Raw genomic sequence first — 14,930 nt, 5'->3', positions numbered from 1 at the left:
GTGACGGCGAGTTTCTATTCCCGCTGCTTCTGCAGAAGCTTTTTGCCCTTGTCGAGAATATGCAGGTTCGCGGCATCCAGTTTGTTATAGGCGGCCTGGATGATATCGATATCGGAGACGTGTCCGATCGCCGCAAGCTTGTACATGACGTCTCCGACGGCGACGTCGATGGTCGGCGCGGGTGTGGAGGCGGCGTCCTTTGCGGCAGCCTGAACGGCCTCCGCCGTTCCGCCCATGCCGAGATAAAGCAACAGCGCCTTGCGAAGAAATGCCTCGCGGCGTTCTATCTTGTTGCTGAGTATACTTTCTCCGACGCGATTTCGCATCAGCTCAACGGCTCTATTTTGATATTCGCTCATCAGACACCAAATAAAGTTCATAAATATGCTTTGCGAGCTTACGAAAAATCCCCTTAGAACTGGTTAAGGCAGGGGTTCGCCTCCGCGTGAACACCATTGCGCACCGAGTTTGCCCGAAGCTGTTTTCACGGGCATGACATTGCCGGCGACAGGGCTGGTTTGAGAATCATCAGGGCAGTGTTTATTGTTGCATCCGGTATGGGTGGGGGCGAAACGGCACGGTTATTGATAACCGTCAGGTTATTTATTACCCCCCTTATTTCATTTTACTTTGGTCACCGCACTCATCAATCTGGCAGCCTGGATCTGTGGATGGGAGCCACGGATCAATTGGGAGAAAATCAATGAAATTACGGATCACCGCCGCAATCGCGGCCATCTGCTTCAGTTCTGCTGCTTATGCCGAGACAATCAAGGTCGGCGTGGTCGGTCCGTTCTCCGGCCCCTTTGCGTTGCAGGGCAAGAACTTCAAGGCCGGCATCGATGCCTGGTTTGCACTTCACGGCAACAAGGTCGGCGATGACACGGTCGAGGTCGTCTATCGCGATGTGCCGCAGGCCGATCCGGCGCAGTCCAAGGCGCTGGCACAGGAACTGGTGGTGAAGGAACGCGTGCAATATCTCGCCGGCTTCTATTTCACACCCGACGCCATGGCCGTCACGCCGCTTCTGAAGCAGGGCAATGTGCCGATGGTCATCATGAATGCCGCCACCTCGGCCATCGTGACCAAAAGCCCCTATGTGGTGCGTACCTCGTTCACCACCTGGCAGACCTCCACCCCCATTGCCAAGGTGGCGTTTGATGGCGGTGTGAAGAAGGTCATTTCGCTGGTCAGCGATTACGGCCCCGGCGTCGATGCCGAAAACGCGTTCAAGGCGGCATTTACCGCCGCCGGCGGTGAGGTGGTGGAAACCATCCGCATGCCGCTTTCCACCAATGATTTCAGCCCGATCATGCAGCGCGTGAAGGATTCCGGCGCGCAAGGGGTTTTCGCCTTCCTGCCGTCAGGCCCGACCACGCTCGGCTTTGTCAAGGCCTTCAACGATAACGGCCTGAAATCCGCTGGCGTCAAGCTTTTCGCGCCGGGCGATCTCACGCAGGAATCCGACCTGCCGGCACTTGGCGAGGCCGCACTCGGCATGCAGACGACCTTCCATTACGCCGTCTCGCATGATTCACCTGAGAACAAGACCTTCGTGGAAGCCGCCACCAAGGCGATCGGCAATCCGAAGGAACTGTCCTTCCCTGCCGTTAGCGCCTTTGACGGCATGTATGTCATCAGCAAGATGATCGAGGCCACCGGCGGCAAACAGGATGCGGAAAAGGCAGTCGAGGCGGTGAAGGGTCTTTCCTGGACAAGCCCGCGCGGCCCTGTCAGCATCGATCCGGAAAGCCGCCACATCACGCAGAACATTTATCTGCGCGAAGTCGCCAAGGCCGATGACGGCAGCTACTACAACAAGGAAGTCCAGACCTTCGAAAAACAGGGCGATCCGGGTCTCGCCGCCGCGAAATAACCGGCGATACCGGCCTCGCCGCCACAAGGGCGGCATTCTTGAAACGGTCGAGCCGCCCTTGCGGCGGTTCGGTTCCGGCCCGGACGGGCGTTACAGCACCGGGAGGAGTTTTTTCAACATGCAGACGGTCTTCAGCATCCTTATCGATGCGCTTGCCTATGGCATGGTCCTGTTCATCATCTCCATCGGCCTTTCGGTGACGATGGGACTGATGCGAGTGGTCAATCTGGCGCATGGCGCTTTCGCCATGATCGGCGGTTACCTCGCCTCTTATGCCGCCCACGGCCTCGGTCTCGGTTATGCGGCGGCGATCCTCGTTGCCATCGCCGGCACCATTATCATCGCCATACCGCTCGAACGTTTCCTTTACCGGCGGATTTATGGCGCACCTGAACTGACGCAGGTGCTGATGACCATCGGCATCACCTTCTGCATCATCGGCATCGCCAATTTCGTCTTCGGCCCGACGCTGAAGACCATTCCGCTGCCGCAGCAGCTGGCTGGCCCGACCGATCTCGGCTTCCGCACCATTGCGACCCACCGCATCTTCGCCATTGCCTGCGGTCTGGCCGTGGCGGGTGCATTGTGGTTCACCTTCGAAAAGACGGCCTTCGGCATCAAGCTGCGAGCGGCGGTGGACAATGCCGCGATGGCTGCGGCGCTGGGCGTGCGCACCGAAATCATCTATGCCGTCAGCTTCGCCATCGCCGTCGGTCTTGCCGCAATGGGCGGCGTCATCGGCGCGGAACTGCTGCCGGTCGAACCCTATTATGCGCTGCGCTATATGGTCACCTTCCTCGTGGTGGTCTCGGTCGGCGGCGCGGGCTCCATCCCCGGCGCGCTGATCGCCTGCCTGCTGCTCGGCGCCATCGATACGACCGGGCGGTATCTCGCCCCTGAATATGGCGAATTCTTCTTTTATCTGGCGGTCATCGTGATCATCACGTTGTTCCCGCGCGGCCTTCTCGGAAGGGCGAAATGAGATGGCGGTGCTCATGAACGACGTGACTGAAACGGCAGAGATCCCGAAAACACGCTCGCCGCTGCGCGCTGTCGCAGGGCCGCTCCTCATCATCGCCGCCGCCATCATCGGCTACTTTCTGTTTCCGGATAATCTGGCGCTTCTGACCCGCATCATCGCCATTGCGCTTCTCGTGCTTTCGATCGATCTCGTCACAGGGTATTGCGGCGTCGCCACGCTCGGCCATGCGGCGCTCTTCGGTGCGGGCGCCTATGCCGCCGGCATCGCCGCCGCCCATTTCGAGATTACCGATCCGCTGCTGATGACCGCCATCGGCGCCGCAGCAGGCGGCGTCGCCGGGCTGGTCTCCGGCACTGTTCTGCTGCGTGCCCACGGCCTGCCGCAGCTGGTGCTTTCCATCGCCGTCATCCATCTGTTCCATGAGGCGGCCAACAAGGCGTCGAACTGGACGGGCGGCAGCGACGGCCTTGCCGGCGTCTCGCCGGATGCCCTGTTCGGCACCTTCGAATTCGATCTTTTCGGCCGCACCGCCTATATCTATGGCGTCTGTCTGCTGCTCCTCGTTTTCCTCGTCCTCAGGGTCATCGTCCACTCGCCCTTCGGCATGCTATGTCGCGGCGTCAAGCAGGATAGCATACGCATTCAGGCCATGGGCGGCTCGGTCAATGGCACGATTTTGAAGATGTTCGTCATATCAGGCGTCGTCGCCGGCATTGGCGGCGCACTGAACGCCATTTCCACCCAGGTCGTCGGGCTCGACAGTCTCAGCTTCACGCTTTCGGCCGAAGCGCTGGTAATGCTGGTACTCGGCGGCGCAGGCTCGCTCTATGGTGCGCTGATCGGCACCGTCACCTTCATGTGGTTCGAAGATGTCGTCTCCGCCGCCAATCCGTTCCACTGGCTCACCATTGTCGGCCTGCTGCTGATTGCCGTCGTGCTTTTTGCACCGCGCGGGCTTTATGGCGCGGGTGAGCAGATCATTGCGCGCATCCGCGGAGGTCGCAAATGAGCGCCATTTTCGAAGTCTCCAGCCTCAAGAAAAATTTTGGCGGCCTCGTCGTCACCAACAATGTCTCGCTGTCGCTTTCGCCGGGAGACCGCACGGTGCTGATCGGCCCCAATGGCGCCGGCAAGACCACCTTCGTCAATCTCGTCACCGGCAACATCAAGCCCTCGGCCGGCACGGTGCGCATCGCCGGCGAAGACGTGACCGGCCTCAGCGCCAGCCAGCGGGTGAAGCGCGGCCTCGTCCGCTCCTTCCAGGTCACAAGGCTGTTTCAGGACATGACGCCGGAGGAGCATGTGGCGCTTGCCATTCTCCAGCGCGAAGGCAGGACGGGCCGGATTTTCGGCCGTTACCGCGCCATGCCTGCGGTGATGAGCGAAGCCCGCGACATTCTCGGCACGCTTGGCCTTCTCGCACTTGCCGAAACAAAGGTGCGCGAAATCGCCTATGGCCAGCAGCGGCTGATCGAGATCGCGCTTGCCATGGCGCTTCGCCCGAAAATCCTGCTGCTAGACGAACCGGCCGCCGGCGTGCCTTCCACGGAAACCGCGCGAATCGAACAGGCGCTCGACCGGCTGCCGGCCGATCTCGCGATCCTGATGATCGAGCACGACATGGATCTGGTCTTCCGTTTTGCCAAACGTGTGGTGGTGCTCGCCGCAGGCGCGGTCATCTTCGATGGTTCGCCGGAAGACGTCACCAGCAATGCGGAAGTCCGCCAAGCCTATCTGGGAAGTTACGCCGATGCCCGCAGCGCCGCTTGAAATCGTCAACCTCACCGCCGGTTACGGCCCCACCCGCGTCATCGAGGGTCTGTCGCTTTCCGTGCCGTCGGGCTCGCGTTTCGCGGTTCTCGGCCGCAACGGCGTTGGCAAGACCAGCCTGTTTGCCACGCTGGCCGGACAGACGAAGCGCTTTGCTGGCGATATCAGCCTCGGCGGACAGGACATTGCCGCCCTGCCGAGTGCTGCCCGCGCCAAAGCCGGCCTCGGTTACGTGCCGCAGACCCGTGATGTTTTTCCAACACTCACCGTTGAGGAAAACCTTTTCGTCGGCCTCAAGGGCCGGCCGAAATCCGCGATCGAGGAAGCCTATACGCTGTTTCCGCGCCTGAAGGAGCGCCGCCGTAATCTCGGCTCGCAACTCTCCGGCGGCGAACAGCAGATGCTTTCCACCGCTCGCACGATTCTCGGACAGCCGCGCGTGCTGCTTCTCGACGAACCGCTCGAAGGCCTCGCCCCCGTCATCTGCGAGGAGCTGATGGCGGCCTTTTCCAAACTGGCGCAATCGGGCGAAATGACCATTCTCCTCGTCGAACAGCGTATCCAGATGGCCATCGACTTCGCCGACCACGCCATCATCATGGAACGCGGCCGCATCGTATGGGAAGGGCCGTCCAGCGAGCTTGCGGAGAACCCGGATATTGTCGATACGCATCTTGGCGTTGGCGGGCTGCACTGAGTGCATCGAAATAAAACCAGAACAGGTTTCCAGCCCGCACCGCGCAGATGCACATTGGCTGGATCCCTGTGACAGGCACAGGGATGAGGGCGTCGGATCAACTGTGCCCACAACGGACCCAGGACACCTCATTTATTCGTTCCTAAAAAACCCAATGGAATAAAAATTCCACTGGAGTTAAAGTGCACACGATTTCAGTCTGCATAAAGGAACGACAATGACGGCAATCGAGGCGCCAGAATCGGTGAAGGCTTTTGAGGAGCGGTTGCTCCAGGTTGCGGAGGGGCTGCCGAAACGATTGCGGCAATGCGCCGATTATGTCGCCTCCAATCAGGACCGCATTGCCGTTTCCACCGTTGCCGAAATGGCAGAGGGTGCTGGCGTGCAGCCTTCGGCCTTCATGCGGTTTTGCCAGATCATGGGCTTTTCCGGTTTTTCGGAAATGCAGCGCCTGTTTCGCGATTCCTATGTCGGCGGCTGGCCAGATTACACCACACGGCTCGACCATCTGCGTGAAAAGGGCGATGAAAGTGCCTCCAGCCTGCTTGCGGAATTTGTCGAAGCTGGTCGTTCCTCGCTGGAAATGCTGCTGAAATCGGTCGATACACGGCAGCTTGACGAGGCAGTTTCGGCGCTGGCTGGCGCGCGCACCGTCCACATTGTCGGTTTGCGACGTTCTTTCCCCATAGCCAGTTACCTTGCCTATGCCTTCGAGAAAATGAAGGTTCCGGCGGTTCTGCACAGCGCCGTCGGCGGGCTGGGCAATATCAGCGCCATCTCCAGCGATGACGCGCTGATCGCCATCACCTTCTCCCCCTATTCCACTGAGACGCTGGAACTGGCGGAAACGGCCCGGGCCAATGGCATTCCGGTGGTTGCGCTCTCTGATTCTGCCGTCAATCCGCTGCGAAAATCCGGCGCAACGCTTCTGACGGTCACGGAGATCGATTTTGGTGCATTCCGCTCCCTTTCCGCCACCCTCTGTCTGGCGATTACGCTGGCCGTGGCTGTGGGAACCCGCAAAACAGCCTGAATATTTTTATTGAAAATGGAAAAAATAGAATTTATGATCCAAATCCATGAAACGGGCATTCCATATTCGTCCGTCTCGTGACGGATGACAGCGGGCGGTGGAGGCCTGCCGGAACGGGATGGCGAAAGGTGCGGGCAGCTCTGCCCGATATCGCTCCAAACATGTGAGGCAGGCCGCCGCAATGGGCGGCCCGAAGGAGGAACCTTTTGAAAAAACTTGATCTTATCACGATCGGGCGCTCGTCTGTCGATCTGTACGGTTCGCAGGTCGGCGGCCGTCTGGAGGACATGGCCTCCTTTGCCAAATATATCGGCGGCTCTCCCACCAACATTGCCGCCGGTGCTGCGCGCCTTGGCCTTGCCAGCGCCGTCATCACCCGCGTTGGTGATGAGCATATGGGCCGCTTCATCCGTGAACAGCTGGTACGTGAAGGCGTTGATGTGCGCGGTGTGAGGACAGACCCGGAGCGGCTGACCGCGCTGGTGCTGCTCGGCATTCGCGACCAGAACCAGTTCCCGCTGATTTTCTATCGCGAAAACTGCGCCGACATGGCGCTCAGCGAAGACGACATCGATCCCGCCTTCATTGCCGAAGCTGCTTGCGTCTGCGCCACCGGCACGCATCTGTCGCATCCAAAAACGGAAGCGGCCGTGCTGAAGGCGCTGAAACTCGCCCGCGAAAATGGCGCCAAGACCGCGCTCGATATCGATTACCGCCCCAATCTATGGGGTGTGGCCGGCCATGGCGACGGCGAAAGCCGTTTCGTGGAATCGCAGAAGGTCACCGCCAAGCTGCAATCCACCCTGCATCTGTTCGACCTGATCGTCGGCACCGAGGAAGAATTCCACATCGCCGGCGGCTCCACCGATACGCTTGCGGCGCTGAAGGCCGTGCGCAAGGTTTCCAACGCGACGCTGGTGTGCAAGCGCGGGCCGATGGGGGCCTCGGTCTTCACCGGTGAAATCCCGGCAAGTCTCGACGATGGTGAGACGGGCGAAGGTTTCCCGATTGAGGTCTTCAACGTTCTGGGTGCTGGCGATGGTTTCATGGCCGGGCTGTTCCGCGGCTGGCTGCGCGGCGAAGACTGGCCGACGACATTAAAATACGCCAATGCCTGCGGCGCTTTCGCCGTTTCCCGCCACGGCTGCACGCCGGCCTATCCGAGCTGGGAAGAGCTGCAATATTTCTTCAAGGCTGGCATTCGCAACAAGGCGCTGCGCAAGGACGAGGCGCTGGAACAGGTGCACTGGTCCACCAACCGCAAGGGCGACTGGGACACGATGCGCGTCTTCGCCTTCGACCACCGCATGCAGCTGGAGGCCATCGCCGACGAGCTTGGCGTCAAGCACGAAAAGATCGGCGCTTTCAAGAAGCTCTGCCTAGAAGCCGCACAGCAGGTGGCCGGCGACAGGCCGGGTTACGGTATTCTCTGCGACGGTCGCCTTGGCCGTGACGCCCTGTTTGCCGCGAGCGGTTCCGGTCTCTGGATCGGTCGTCCGGTGGAATGGCCCGGTTCCCGCCCGCTGACGCTGGAACCGGAACTCGGCAAGGATTTCGGCGGGCTGTCCGAATGGCCGCTTGAAAATGTCGTCAAGGTCCTGTGCTTCTATCACCCTGACGATACCGAGGAGATGCGATCAACGCAGGAGGAGACGGTCATGCGTCTGTTCCAGGCGACACGCCGCAACCGGCTGGAAATGTTGCTGGAGGTCATTCCCTCCAAGGTCGGCCCGACCGACGATCTGACAGCCGCCCGCATCGTCGAGCGTTTTTATGAGATCGGGGTCTATCCCGACTGGTGGAAGCTGGAGCCGATGAAGACCCGCGCCGCCTGGAAGAACGCCTGCGATGCCGTGCATCGTAACGATCCTTATGTGCGCGGCATCGTCGTTCTCGGTCTCGACGCACCGCAAAGCGAGCTGGAGGAGAGCTTCCGCCTTGCCGCCGGTTTCGATCTGGTCAAAGGTTTCGCCGTTGGCCGCACGATTTTTGCAGATGCCGCGCGAAGCTGGCTCGGTGGCAGGATCACCGATCAGGAAGCGGTGAAGGATATGGCGCAGCGCTATACCAGCCTGTGCCGCATATGGGATGAGGCGCGCGCCAAAAAGGGAGAGGCAGCGTGAAGACAATCAGAATGACGGCTGCGCAGGCAATGGTTCGTTACCTCGCCGCGCAGATGAATGAACATGGCGAAACCTATATTGCCGGTGTCTGGGCCATTTTCGGCCACGGCAACGTCGCCGGTATCGGCGAAGCGCTGCATGGCATTCGCGACGAGCTGCAGACCTATCGCGGCCAGAACGAGCAATCCATGGCCCATGCGGCCATTGCTTACACCAAGCAGCTGCGCCGCCGGCGGGCGATGGCGGTCACCTCCTCCATCGGCCCGGGTGCCGCCAACATGGTGACGGCGGCAGCGCTCGCGCATGTCAACCGCCTGCCGGTGCTCTTGATCCCCGGCGACGTCTTCGCCAATCGCGGTCCCGATCCTGTTTTGCAGCAGCTCGAAGATTTCGGCGACGGCACGATGACCGTCAACGACTGCTTCCGCCCGGTGAGCCGTTACTTTGACCGCATCATGCGACCGGAACAGTTGCTGACCGCCCTTCCCCGCGCCATGCGGACCATGACGGACCCGGCCGATTGCGGCCCGGTCACGCTCGCCTTCTGCCAGGATGTGCAGGCGGAAGCGTATGATTATCCTGTCAGCTTCTTCGAAAAGCGGGTCTGGCGACAGCGCCGTCCTCAGCCGGATGTTGTGGAATTCGAAGATGCGGTCGCCGCGCTGAAGGCGGCGAAGAACCCGATCATCGTTGCCGGCGGCGGCGTGCATTTTGCCGGCGCAACCGAGACGCTGAAGCGCTTTGCCGAAACCCATTCCATTCCCGTTGTCGAAACGCAGGCCGGGAAATCGGCATTGGCGTGGGATCACGATCTCAACTTCGGTCCCGTCGGCGTCACGGGCGCGGAAAGCGCCAATATCATCAGTGAAAAGGCCGATCTGGTCTTCGGCGTCGGCACCCGTTTTCAGGATTTCACCACCGGTTCCTGGGCGCTGTTCAAGAACCCTAACCGCAAGATCCTGGCGCTCAACGTCCAGCCCTATGACAGCGCCAAGCATGATGCGATCAGCCTGACGGCGGATGCCAAGATCGGGCTTGAAAAGCTCTCCGCAGCACTCGGCAGCCACCGTTTTGCCGCGCCGGATGCCGGTCTCAAGGCTGCATGGTTCGAAAAGGCCGATGCCGATACAGCCGCGCCGGGCGAGGACAACGCCAACAGCCTGCCCACCGACATGCAGGTCATCGGCGCGGTGCAGCGCCAGTCGCGTGACAATACCGTCGTCATGTGCGCGGCAGGCACCATGCCGGGTGAGCTGCACCAGCTTTGGAAATCCAAGCTGCCGCTCTCCTATCACATGGAATACGGCTTCTCCTGCATGGGTTATGAAGTGGCCGGTGGCCTCGGCATCAAGATGGCGGAGCCGGACCGCGACGTGATCGTCATGGTGGGTGACGGCTCCTACATGATGATGAATTCGGAGCTTGCCACATCGGTCGCCATGGGCGTGAAGATCACGCTCGTCATCACCGACAACAGGGGCTATGGCTGCATCAACCGCCTGCAGATGGAGACCGGCGGCGCGGAGTTCAACAACCTCTACGCCCACACCAACGTCAACCCCATCGCCATCGATTTCGTTGCCCATGCCGGCTCGATGGGGGCGGATGCGCGCAAGGTTTCCACCATCACTGAACTGGAAGAAGCGCTCGCGAGCGCCCGCGCCTCCACCCGAACAACCGTGATCGTCATCGATACCGATCCCTATCCGACCCCTCAGGCCGGCGGTCACTGGTGGGATGTCGCGGTGCCTGAAGTCTCCGACCGCGCCGAAATCGGCCCGGCGCGCGCCCGTTATGAAAACCATGTCAAGGAAAGACAGTAAGATGATCCGCTACGGCACCAACCCTATCGCCTGGTCCAACGACGATGACCGCACGCTGGGCGCGCATATCAGCCTCGAACAGTGCCTTGATGAAACCGCCAAGATCGGTTTCGACGGCATCGAAAAGGGCCACAAGTTCCCGACTGAGCCGGAAGGCCTGAAGGGCGTGCTTTCGCCGCGCGGTCTCTCCTTCGTCTCCGGCTGGCATTCGCTGAACCTTCTGACCGACGACATCGAATCCGAAAAGAAGGCCATGCAGCCGGCGCTTGACCTGCTGAAAGCCATGGGTTCGAAGGTCATCATCGTCTGCGAGACCTCGAACGCCATCCACGGCGATGACAACAAGGCGCTGGTCGACCGTCCGCGCCTTGCGGCCGATGACTGGGCGAAATTCGGCGCGGGCGTCGAGGCGCTGGCCGCCTTTGCCGCAGAACAGGGTATCACCCTCGTTTATCATCACCACATGGGAACGGTGGTCGAGAGCGAAGACGAGATCGACCTTCTGATGCAGCACACCGGCCCGAAGACGCATCTGCTGCTCGATACCGGCCATTGCCTGTTCGGCGGCGGCGATCCCGTGCGTGTCGCGCAGAAATACATGGGTCGCGTCGGCCATATCCACGCCAAGAACGTGCGCCCTGCCATTGCCGATCAGGTTCGGGGCGAGCGGCTTTCCTTCCTCGAAGGCGTTCGCCGCGGCGTGTTCACCGTTCCCGGCGACAGCGAAGGCGGCGTGAATTTTCCTCCGGTGCTGAAGGTTGCGGCCGAGCATGGTTACAGCGGCTGGCTGGTCATCGAGGCGGAACAGGACCCTGACGTGCGCAACCCGTTCGAATATCAGAGCCTCGGGTTGAAATCGCTGAAGGCTTTTGCGCGCGAAGCGGGGCTGGACAAGGCTCAGGCTGCTTGAGCTGGGCGGGGGGCATTCGTCTATACGTCCTAGAATCGTATGTTCCGGTGCACCCCCTCCTCCCTCATTCCTGTGCTTGTCACAGGAATCCAGCCGACGCGCGTCGGCGCGGTGGAAAGACTCCTCTCAGCCCAAGGACTTGGGCTGGCTGGATCCCTGTGACAAGCACAGGGATGAGGGAAACGTGGGAATATAGCCGCCCGATACATTGAACGACTGACCAAAAAGGAACACCACCATGACCTCACTTCTGCGCAAGCCGGTCGCGACCAGCGGCAAGGTGCACGACATCACGCCCCAAAGCGCGGATTGGGGTTATGTCGGTTTCGGCCTCTACCGCCTGAAGCCGGGCGAAACGGCGGCGGAGAAAACCGGCGATACCGAAGTCATTCTCGTGCTGGTCGAAGGCAAGGCGACGATTTCCGCAGGGGATAAGGATTTCGGTGAACTCGGCGACCGCATGAATGTGTTCGAACGCAAGCCGCCGCACTGCGTCTACGTGCCCGCAGGCTCCGAATGGTCGCTGACCGCCACGACCGATTGCACCGTCGGCGTCTGCACCGCGCCCGGCGAAAAAGGCAGCCGCGAGGCGCAGCAGATAGGTCCCAATGGCGTGCAGCTGACGGAGCGTGGCAAGGGCGCCAATACGCGTTACATCTTCCCCATTGCCATGGAAGAACGCGATGTGGCCGACAGCCTGCTGGTGACGGAAGTCTTCACGCCGTCGGGCAACTGGTCGTCCTATCCGCCGCACCGGCATGACGAGGATAACTACCCTGACATGACCTATCTGGAGGAGACCTATTATCATCGCCTCAACCCGGCTCAGGGTTTCGGCTTCCAGCGCGTCTTCACTGAGGACGGTTCGCTGGACGAAACCATGGCGGTGTCGGACGGCGATGTCGTGCTGGTGCCCAAGGGTCACCACCCCTGCGGCGCGCCCTATGGCTATGAGATGTATTATCTGAACGTGATGGCCGGGCCGATGCGCAAATGGCGCTTCAAGAACCACCCTGATCACGACTGGATTTTCAAACGGGATAATCCGTAATTCACTCACCTATCCTCATTCCTGTGCTTTTCACAGGAATCCAGCCGGCGCGCGTCTGCGCGACGGGGAGAGTCTTCCCAGCCCAAGGACTTGGGCTGGCTGGATCCCTGTGACAAGCACAGGGATGAGGGCGGAGGGGCTTTGTTTCGCCTGTCACATTTCAATAAACGCTCAATACATTGATTTCATTCTAAAACTCTCTGGAGGAGAATAGCATGACCGCTCTTGGCGTGGGCCTTATCGGCACCGGTTACATGGGCAAATGCCACGCGCTGGCGTGGAACAATGTCACCAGCGTCTTCGGCGATGTGGAGCGTCCCCGCCTCGTGACGCTCGCGGAAGTCAATCCCGAGCTTGCCGCGAAGAAAGCCGCCGAGTTCGGCTTCGCCCGCTCGACGGGCAACTGGCGCGACCTGCTGTCCGATCCGGAGATCGACGTGATCTCGGTCACCACGCCGAATGCCTTCCACCCGGAAATGGCGATTGCCGCCCTTGAGGCCGGCAAGAATGTCTGGTGTGAAAAGCCAATGGCGCCCGCTTTTGCCGATGCTGTGAAGATGCGCGATGCGGCCCGCCGTTCCGGCAAGGCAGCGGCGATGGGCTACAACTACATTCAGAACCCCGTCATCCGCCATATCCGCCGCCTGATCGACGAAGGTGCTATCGGCAAGGTCTATCATGTCCGCGCCGAAATGGACGAGGACTTCATGGCGGACGCCGCTCAGCCCTTCTACTGGAAGAGCGAAGCCTCCTCCGGTTATGGCGCGCTGGATGATTTCGCCGTGCACCCGCTGTCGCTGCTCTTCGCTCTGTTCGGTCATGCCGAAAGCGCCATCACCGACATGGTGAAACCTTATGAGACTCGCCCGCTTGCCGGCGGCGGCGAGCGCGCCGTCGAGACGCATGATCTTGCCAGCGTGCTGCTGAAGCTCGAAGGCGGCATTTCCGCCGTGCTCATCGCCAACCGTTCCGCCTGGGGCCGCAAGGGTCGCATCGCCATCCAGATTTATGGCTCGACGGGTTCGATTCTCTTCGATCAGGAACGTATGAACGAGTTCCAGCTCTACACTACGGATGGACGCCCGGAGGAGCAGGGTTTCAGAACCATCCTCACCGCGCCGCATCACAAGCCCTATGACCGCTTCATTCCCGCCCCCGGCCACGGGCTCGGTTTCAACGATCTGAAGGTGATCGAATGCCGGGAGCTGATCGCGGCGATTGAGGGCAAAAAAGCCCATATCGTCGATTTCGAGGAAGGGCTGAAGATCGAGCGCAGCATCCACGCCATGGCCCAGTCGTTTGCCGAAGGGCGTTGGGTGGGAAGCTCGGAGATTGCGGAATAGAACGTCCACAAAGGGCGAAAACGTCTCCTCCGTCATGCCGGACTTGATCCGGCATCCAGCCACGGCGCGTCTGCGCCGTGACAGGAGTCTTTTATGATCAAAGACTTGATCATGCTAGACCCCGGATCAAGTCCAGGGTGACGGTGTGTGGCGGTAAGGTATTACCCCTTCACCGGCGTTTCCGGCACCGGCGTCAGCACCTTGCCATCCCTGAACCAGCCGAGAATATTGTCGGCCACCAGATCGGCCATCGCATTGCGCGTCGGGATCGAGGCGGAGGCGACATGCGGCAGCAGGGAGACATTCGGCAGCGACAGGAAGGCTTCCGGCACCTTCGGCTCGGCATAAAACACATCGAGACCGGCAGCACCCACAGCACCGCTCTTAAGCGCCTGCAGAAGCGCGTCCTCATCGACGCTCGAACCGCGCCCGACATTGATGAACACGCCTTCAGGCCCAAGCGCCGTCAGGATTTCGGCATTGATCGCCTTATGCGTTTCCGGCGTGCCGGGCACGATGCAGATCAGGATATCGACGGCTTCCGCCATCTCCTTCAGCGAACCGTAATAGGTGTAAGAGACGCCATCCCGCTTGCTGCGGGTGTGGTATCCGATTTCCACCTTGAAAGGCTCCAGCCGCTTGGCGATTTCCTGGCCGATGCGGCCCATGCCGAAAAGGCCGACCTTGCGGCCGCGCAGCGAAAACGGCGACAGCGCAAAGGGTCCTTCGCCAACCCATTTGCCATCCCGCAGCCAGGTCTCGGCCTGATAAAGACGGCGCACGGTGTTGATCAAAAGCGCGATCGTCGTATCGGCCACCTCGTCGTTCAGCACGTCAGGCGTATTCGTCACCACGATGTTGCGTGTGGCGGCATGTTTGGCGTCGACGCCGTCATAGCCCACGCCGAAATTGGCGATGATCTCGAGCTTCGGCAGCGCATCGATCCACTTTGCGTTGACGACGCCGGAAACGGCGATGGCATTGATGCGCTCCGCCGCACCATCAGGCAGAACCGGCTCGGCACCGGCAGGCGCTGTCACAATCTCGACCTTGCCTTCGAGGCGTTCGAGAACGCGCGGGTTTATCTTGCCGGGAACGAGAACGACGGCCTTTTTGTCAGACATGAGCGGATATTCCTCCTGATAACATTCCAATATGCTGAAGTGGGTTGCAGGCGAACCGCTCGCATACCACTCCTCTGGGCGACGATCCTTTCAAACAAAGACCGCCGTGAAAAGGGCAATAAGGGGATGCTATGGGGGCAGACGGAAGTTTCATGCCGATTTTTTGCGCCCCCTCACCGTCGTGCCGGACTTGATCCG

Annotated in this window: 13 protein-coding genes; 11 read left to right on the top strand and 2 right to left on the bottom strand. The window is 60.6% G+C overall.

Annotated elements, in window-relative coordinates; translation table 11 throughout:
- Positions 1-14 precede the first annotated feature (14 nt).
- Positions 15-359 (bottom strand): hypothetical protein, encoded by a 345-nt coding sequence (locus ACQZ5F_RS20835; protein WP_225338948.1) that lies wholly within the window; start codon positions 357-359, stop codon positions 15-17.
- A 344-nt stretch (positions 360-703) separates the two neighbouring features.
- On the opposite strand from ACQZ5F_RS20835, the gene ACQZ5F_RS20830 reads away from it, so the two are divergent.
- From ACQZ5F_RS20830 to ACQZ5F_RS20780, 11 genes are all read left to right on the top strand, one after another.
- Positions 704-1,876 carry an ABC transporter substrate-binding protein gene (locus ACQZ5F_RS20830; protein ID WP_052820656.1) on the top strand — a complete coding sequence of 391 codons (1,173 nt, stop codon included), beginning with the start codon at positions 704-706 and terminating at the stop codon, positions 1,874-1,876.
- A 118-nt stretch (positions 1,877-1,994) separates the two neighbouring features.
- On the top strand, positions 1,995-2,858 hold the full coding sequence (locus ACQZ5F_RS20825; protein ID WP_052820657.1) for a branched-chain amino acid ABC transporter permease: 864 nt from the start codon (positions 1,995-1,997) through the stop codon (positions 2,856-2,858).
- A gap of 1 nt (position 2,859) precedes the next feature.
- Positions 2,860-3,867, top strand: a complete 1,008-nt coding sequence (locus ACQZ5F_RS20820) for a branched-chain amino acid ABC transporter permease (RefSeq protein WP_448730887.1) — start codon at positions 2,860-2,862, stop codon at positions 3,865-3,867.
- Complete coding sequence (locus ACQZ5F_RS20815) at positions 3,864-4,628, top strand: ABC transporter ATP-binding protein (RefSeq protein WP_448730886.1); 765 nt, start codon at positions 3,864-3,866, stop codon at positions 4,626-4,628. Before ACQZ5F_RS20820 ends, ACQZ5F_RS20815 begins: the two co-directional genes overlap by 4 nt.
- Complete coding sequence (locus ACQZ5F_RS20810) at positions 4,609-5,325, top strand: ABC transporter ATP-binding protein (protein WP_225338945.1); 717 nt, start codon at positions 4,609-4,611, stop codon at positions 5,323-5,325. The genes ACQZ5F_RS20815 and ACQZ5F_RS20810 overlap by 20 nt, the downstream gene beginning before the upstream one ends.
- 217 nt (positions 5,326-5,542) lie before the next feature.
- The gene (locus tag ACQZ5F_RS20805; protein ID WP_046802038.1) at positions 5,543-6,358 is read left to right on the top strand and encodes a MurR/RpiR family transcriptional regulator; all 816 of its coding nucleotides are present in this window, start codon (positions 5,543-5,545) and stop codon (positions 6,356-6,358) included.
- A gap of 206 nt (positions 6,359-6,564) precedes the next feature.
- Positions 6,565-8,481 (top strand): bifunctional 5-dehydro-2-deoxygluconokinase/5-dehydro-2-deoxyphosphogluconate aldolase, encoded by a 1,917-nt coding sequence (locus tag ACQZ5F_RS20800; RefSeq protein ID WP_448730885.1) that lies wholly within the window; start codon positions 6,565-6,567, stop codon positions 8,479-8,481.
- Positions 8,478-10,304 carry a 3D-(3,5/4)-trihydroxycyclohexane-1,2-dione acylhydrolase (decyclizing) gene (iolD, locus tag ACQZ5F_RS20795; RefSeq protein ID WP_444553011.1) on the top strand — a complete coding sequence of 609 codons (1,827 nt, stop codon included), beginning with the start codon at positions 8,478-8,480 and terminating at the stop codon, positions 10,302-10,304. The genes ACQZ5F_RS20800 and iolD overlap by 4 nt, the downstream gene beginning before the upstream one ends.
- A gap of 1 nt (position 10,305) precedes the next feature.
- On the top strand, positions 10,306-11,214 hold the full coding sequence (gene iolE / locus ACQZ5F_RS20790) for a myo-inosose-2 dehydratase (RefSeq protein ID WP_312359978.1): 909 nt from the start codon (positions 10,306-10,308) through the stop codon (positions 11,212-11,214).
- A 238-nt stretch (positions 11,215-11,452) separates the two neighbouring features.
- Positions 11,453-12,265, top strand: coding sequence for a 5-deoxy-glucuronate isomerase (iolB, locus tag ACQZ5F_RS20785; RefSeq protein ID WP_448730884.1), 813 nt, complete (start codon positions 11,453-11,455; stop codon positions 12,263-12,265).
- A gap of 215 nt (positions 12,266-12,480) precedes the next feature.
- Complete coding sequence (locus ACQZ5F_RS20780; protein WP_448730883.1) at positions 12,481-13,608, top strand: Gfo/Idh/MocA family protein; 1,128 nt, start codon at positions 12,481-12,483, stop codon at positions 13,606-13,608.
- A gap of 161 nt (positions 13,609-13,769) precedes the next feature.
- On the opposite strand, the gene ACQZ5F_RS20775 is transcribed toward ACQZ5F_RS20780, so the two are convergent.
- Positions 13,770-14,732 carry a 2-hydroxyacid dehydrogenase gene (locus ACQZ5F_RS20775; RefSeq protein ID WP_448730882.1) on the bottom strand — a complete coding sequence of 321 codons (963 nt, stop codon included), beginning with the start codon at positions 14,730-14,732 and terminating at the stop codon, positions 13,770-13,772.
- Between the last annotated feature and the right edge of the window lie 198 nt (positions 14,733-14,930).

The organism is Agrobacterium sp. 22-210-1, from assembly GCF_053522525.1.
This window is presented reverse-complemented; position numbering and strand designations above follow the sequence as displayed.

Coding starts and splice junctions, on each gene's coding strand:
- ACQZ5F_RS20815 (WP_448730886.1), top strand. CDS start 3,864: ATGAGCGCCATTTTCGAAGTCTCCAGCCTCAAGAAAAATTTTGGCGGC.
- ACQZ5F_RS20810 (WP_225338945.1), top strand. CDS start 4,609: ATGCCCGCAGCGCCGCTTGAAATCGTCAACCTCACCGCCGGTTACGGC.
- ACQZ5F_RS20775 (WP_448730882.1), bottom strand. CDS start 14,732: ATGTCTGACAAAAAGGCCGTCGTTCTCGTTCCCGGCAAGATAAACCCG.
- ACQZ5F_RS20820 (WP_448730887.1), top strand. CDS start 2,860: ATGGCGGTGCTCATGAACGACGTGACTGAAACGGCAGAGATCCCGAAA.
- ACQZ5F_RS20780 (WP_448730883.1), top strand. CDS start 12,481: ATGACCGCTCTTGGCGTGGGCCTTATCGGCACCGGTTACATGGGCAAA.
- ACQZ5F_RS20830 (WP_052820656.1), top strand. CDS start 704: ATGAAATTACGGATCACCGCCGCAATCGCGGCCATCTGCTTCAGTTCT.
- ACQZ5F_RS20805 (WP_046802038.1), top strand. CDS start 5,543: ATGACGGCAATCGAGGCGCCAGAATCGGTGAAGGCTTTTGAGGAGCGG.
- iolE (WP_312359978.1), top strand. CDS start 10,306: ATGATCCGCTACGGCACCAACCCTATCGCCTGGTCCAACGACGATGAC.
- ACQZ5F_RS20835 (WP_225338948.1), bottom strand. CDS start 359: ATGAGCGAATATCAAAATAGAGCCGTTGAGCTGATGCGAAATCGCGTC.
- iolB (WP_448730884.1), top strand. CDS start 11,453: ATGACCTCACTTCTGCGCAAGCCGGTCGCGACCAGCGGCAAGGTGCAC.
- ACQZ5F_RS20825 (WP_052820657.1), top strand. CDS start 1,995: ATGCAGACGGTCTTCAGCATCCTTATCGATGCGCTTGCCTATGGCATG.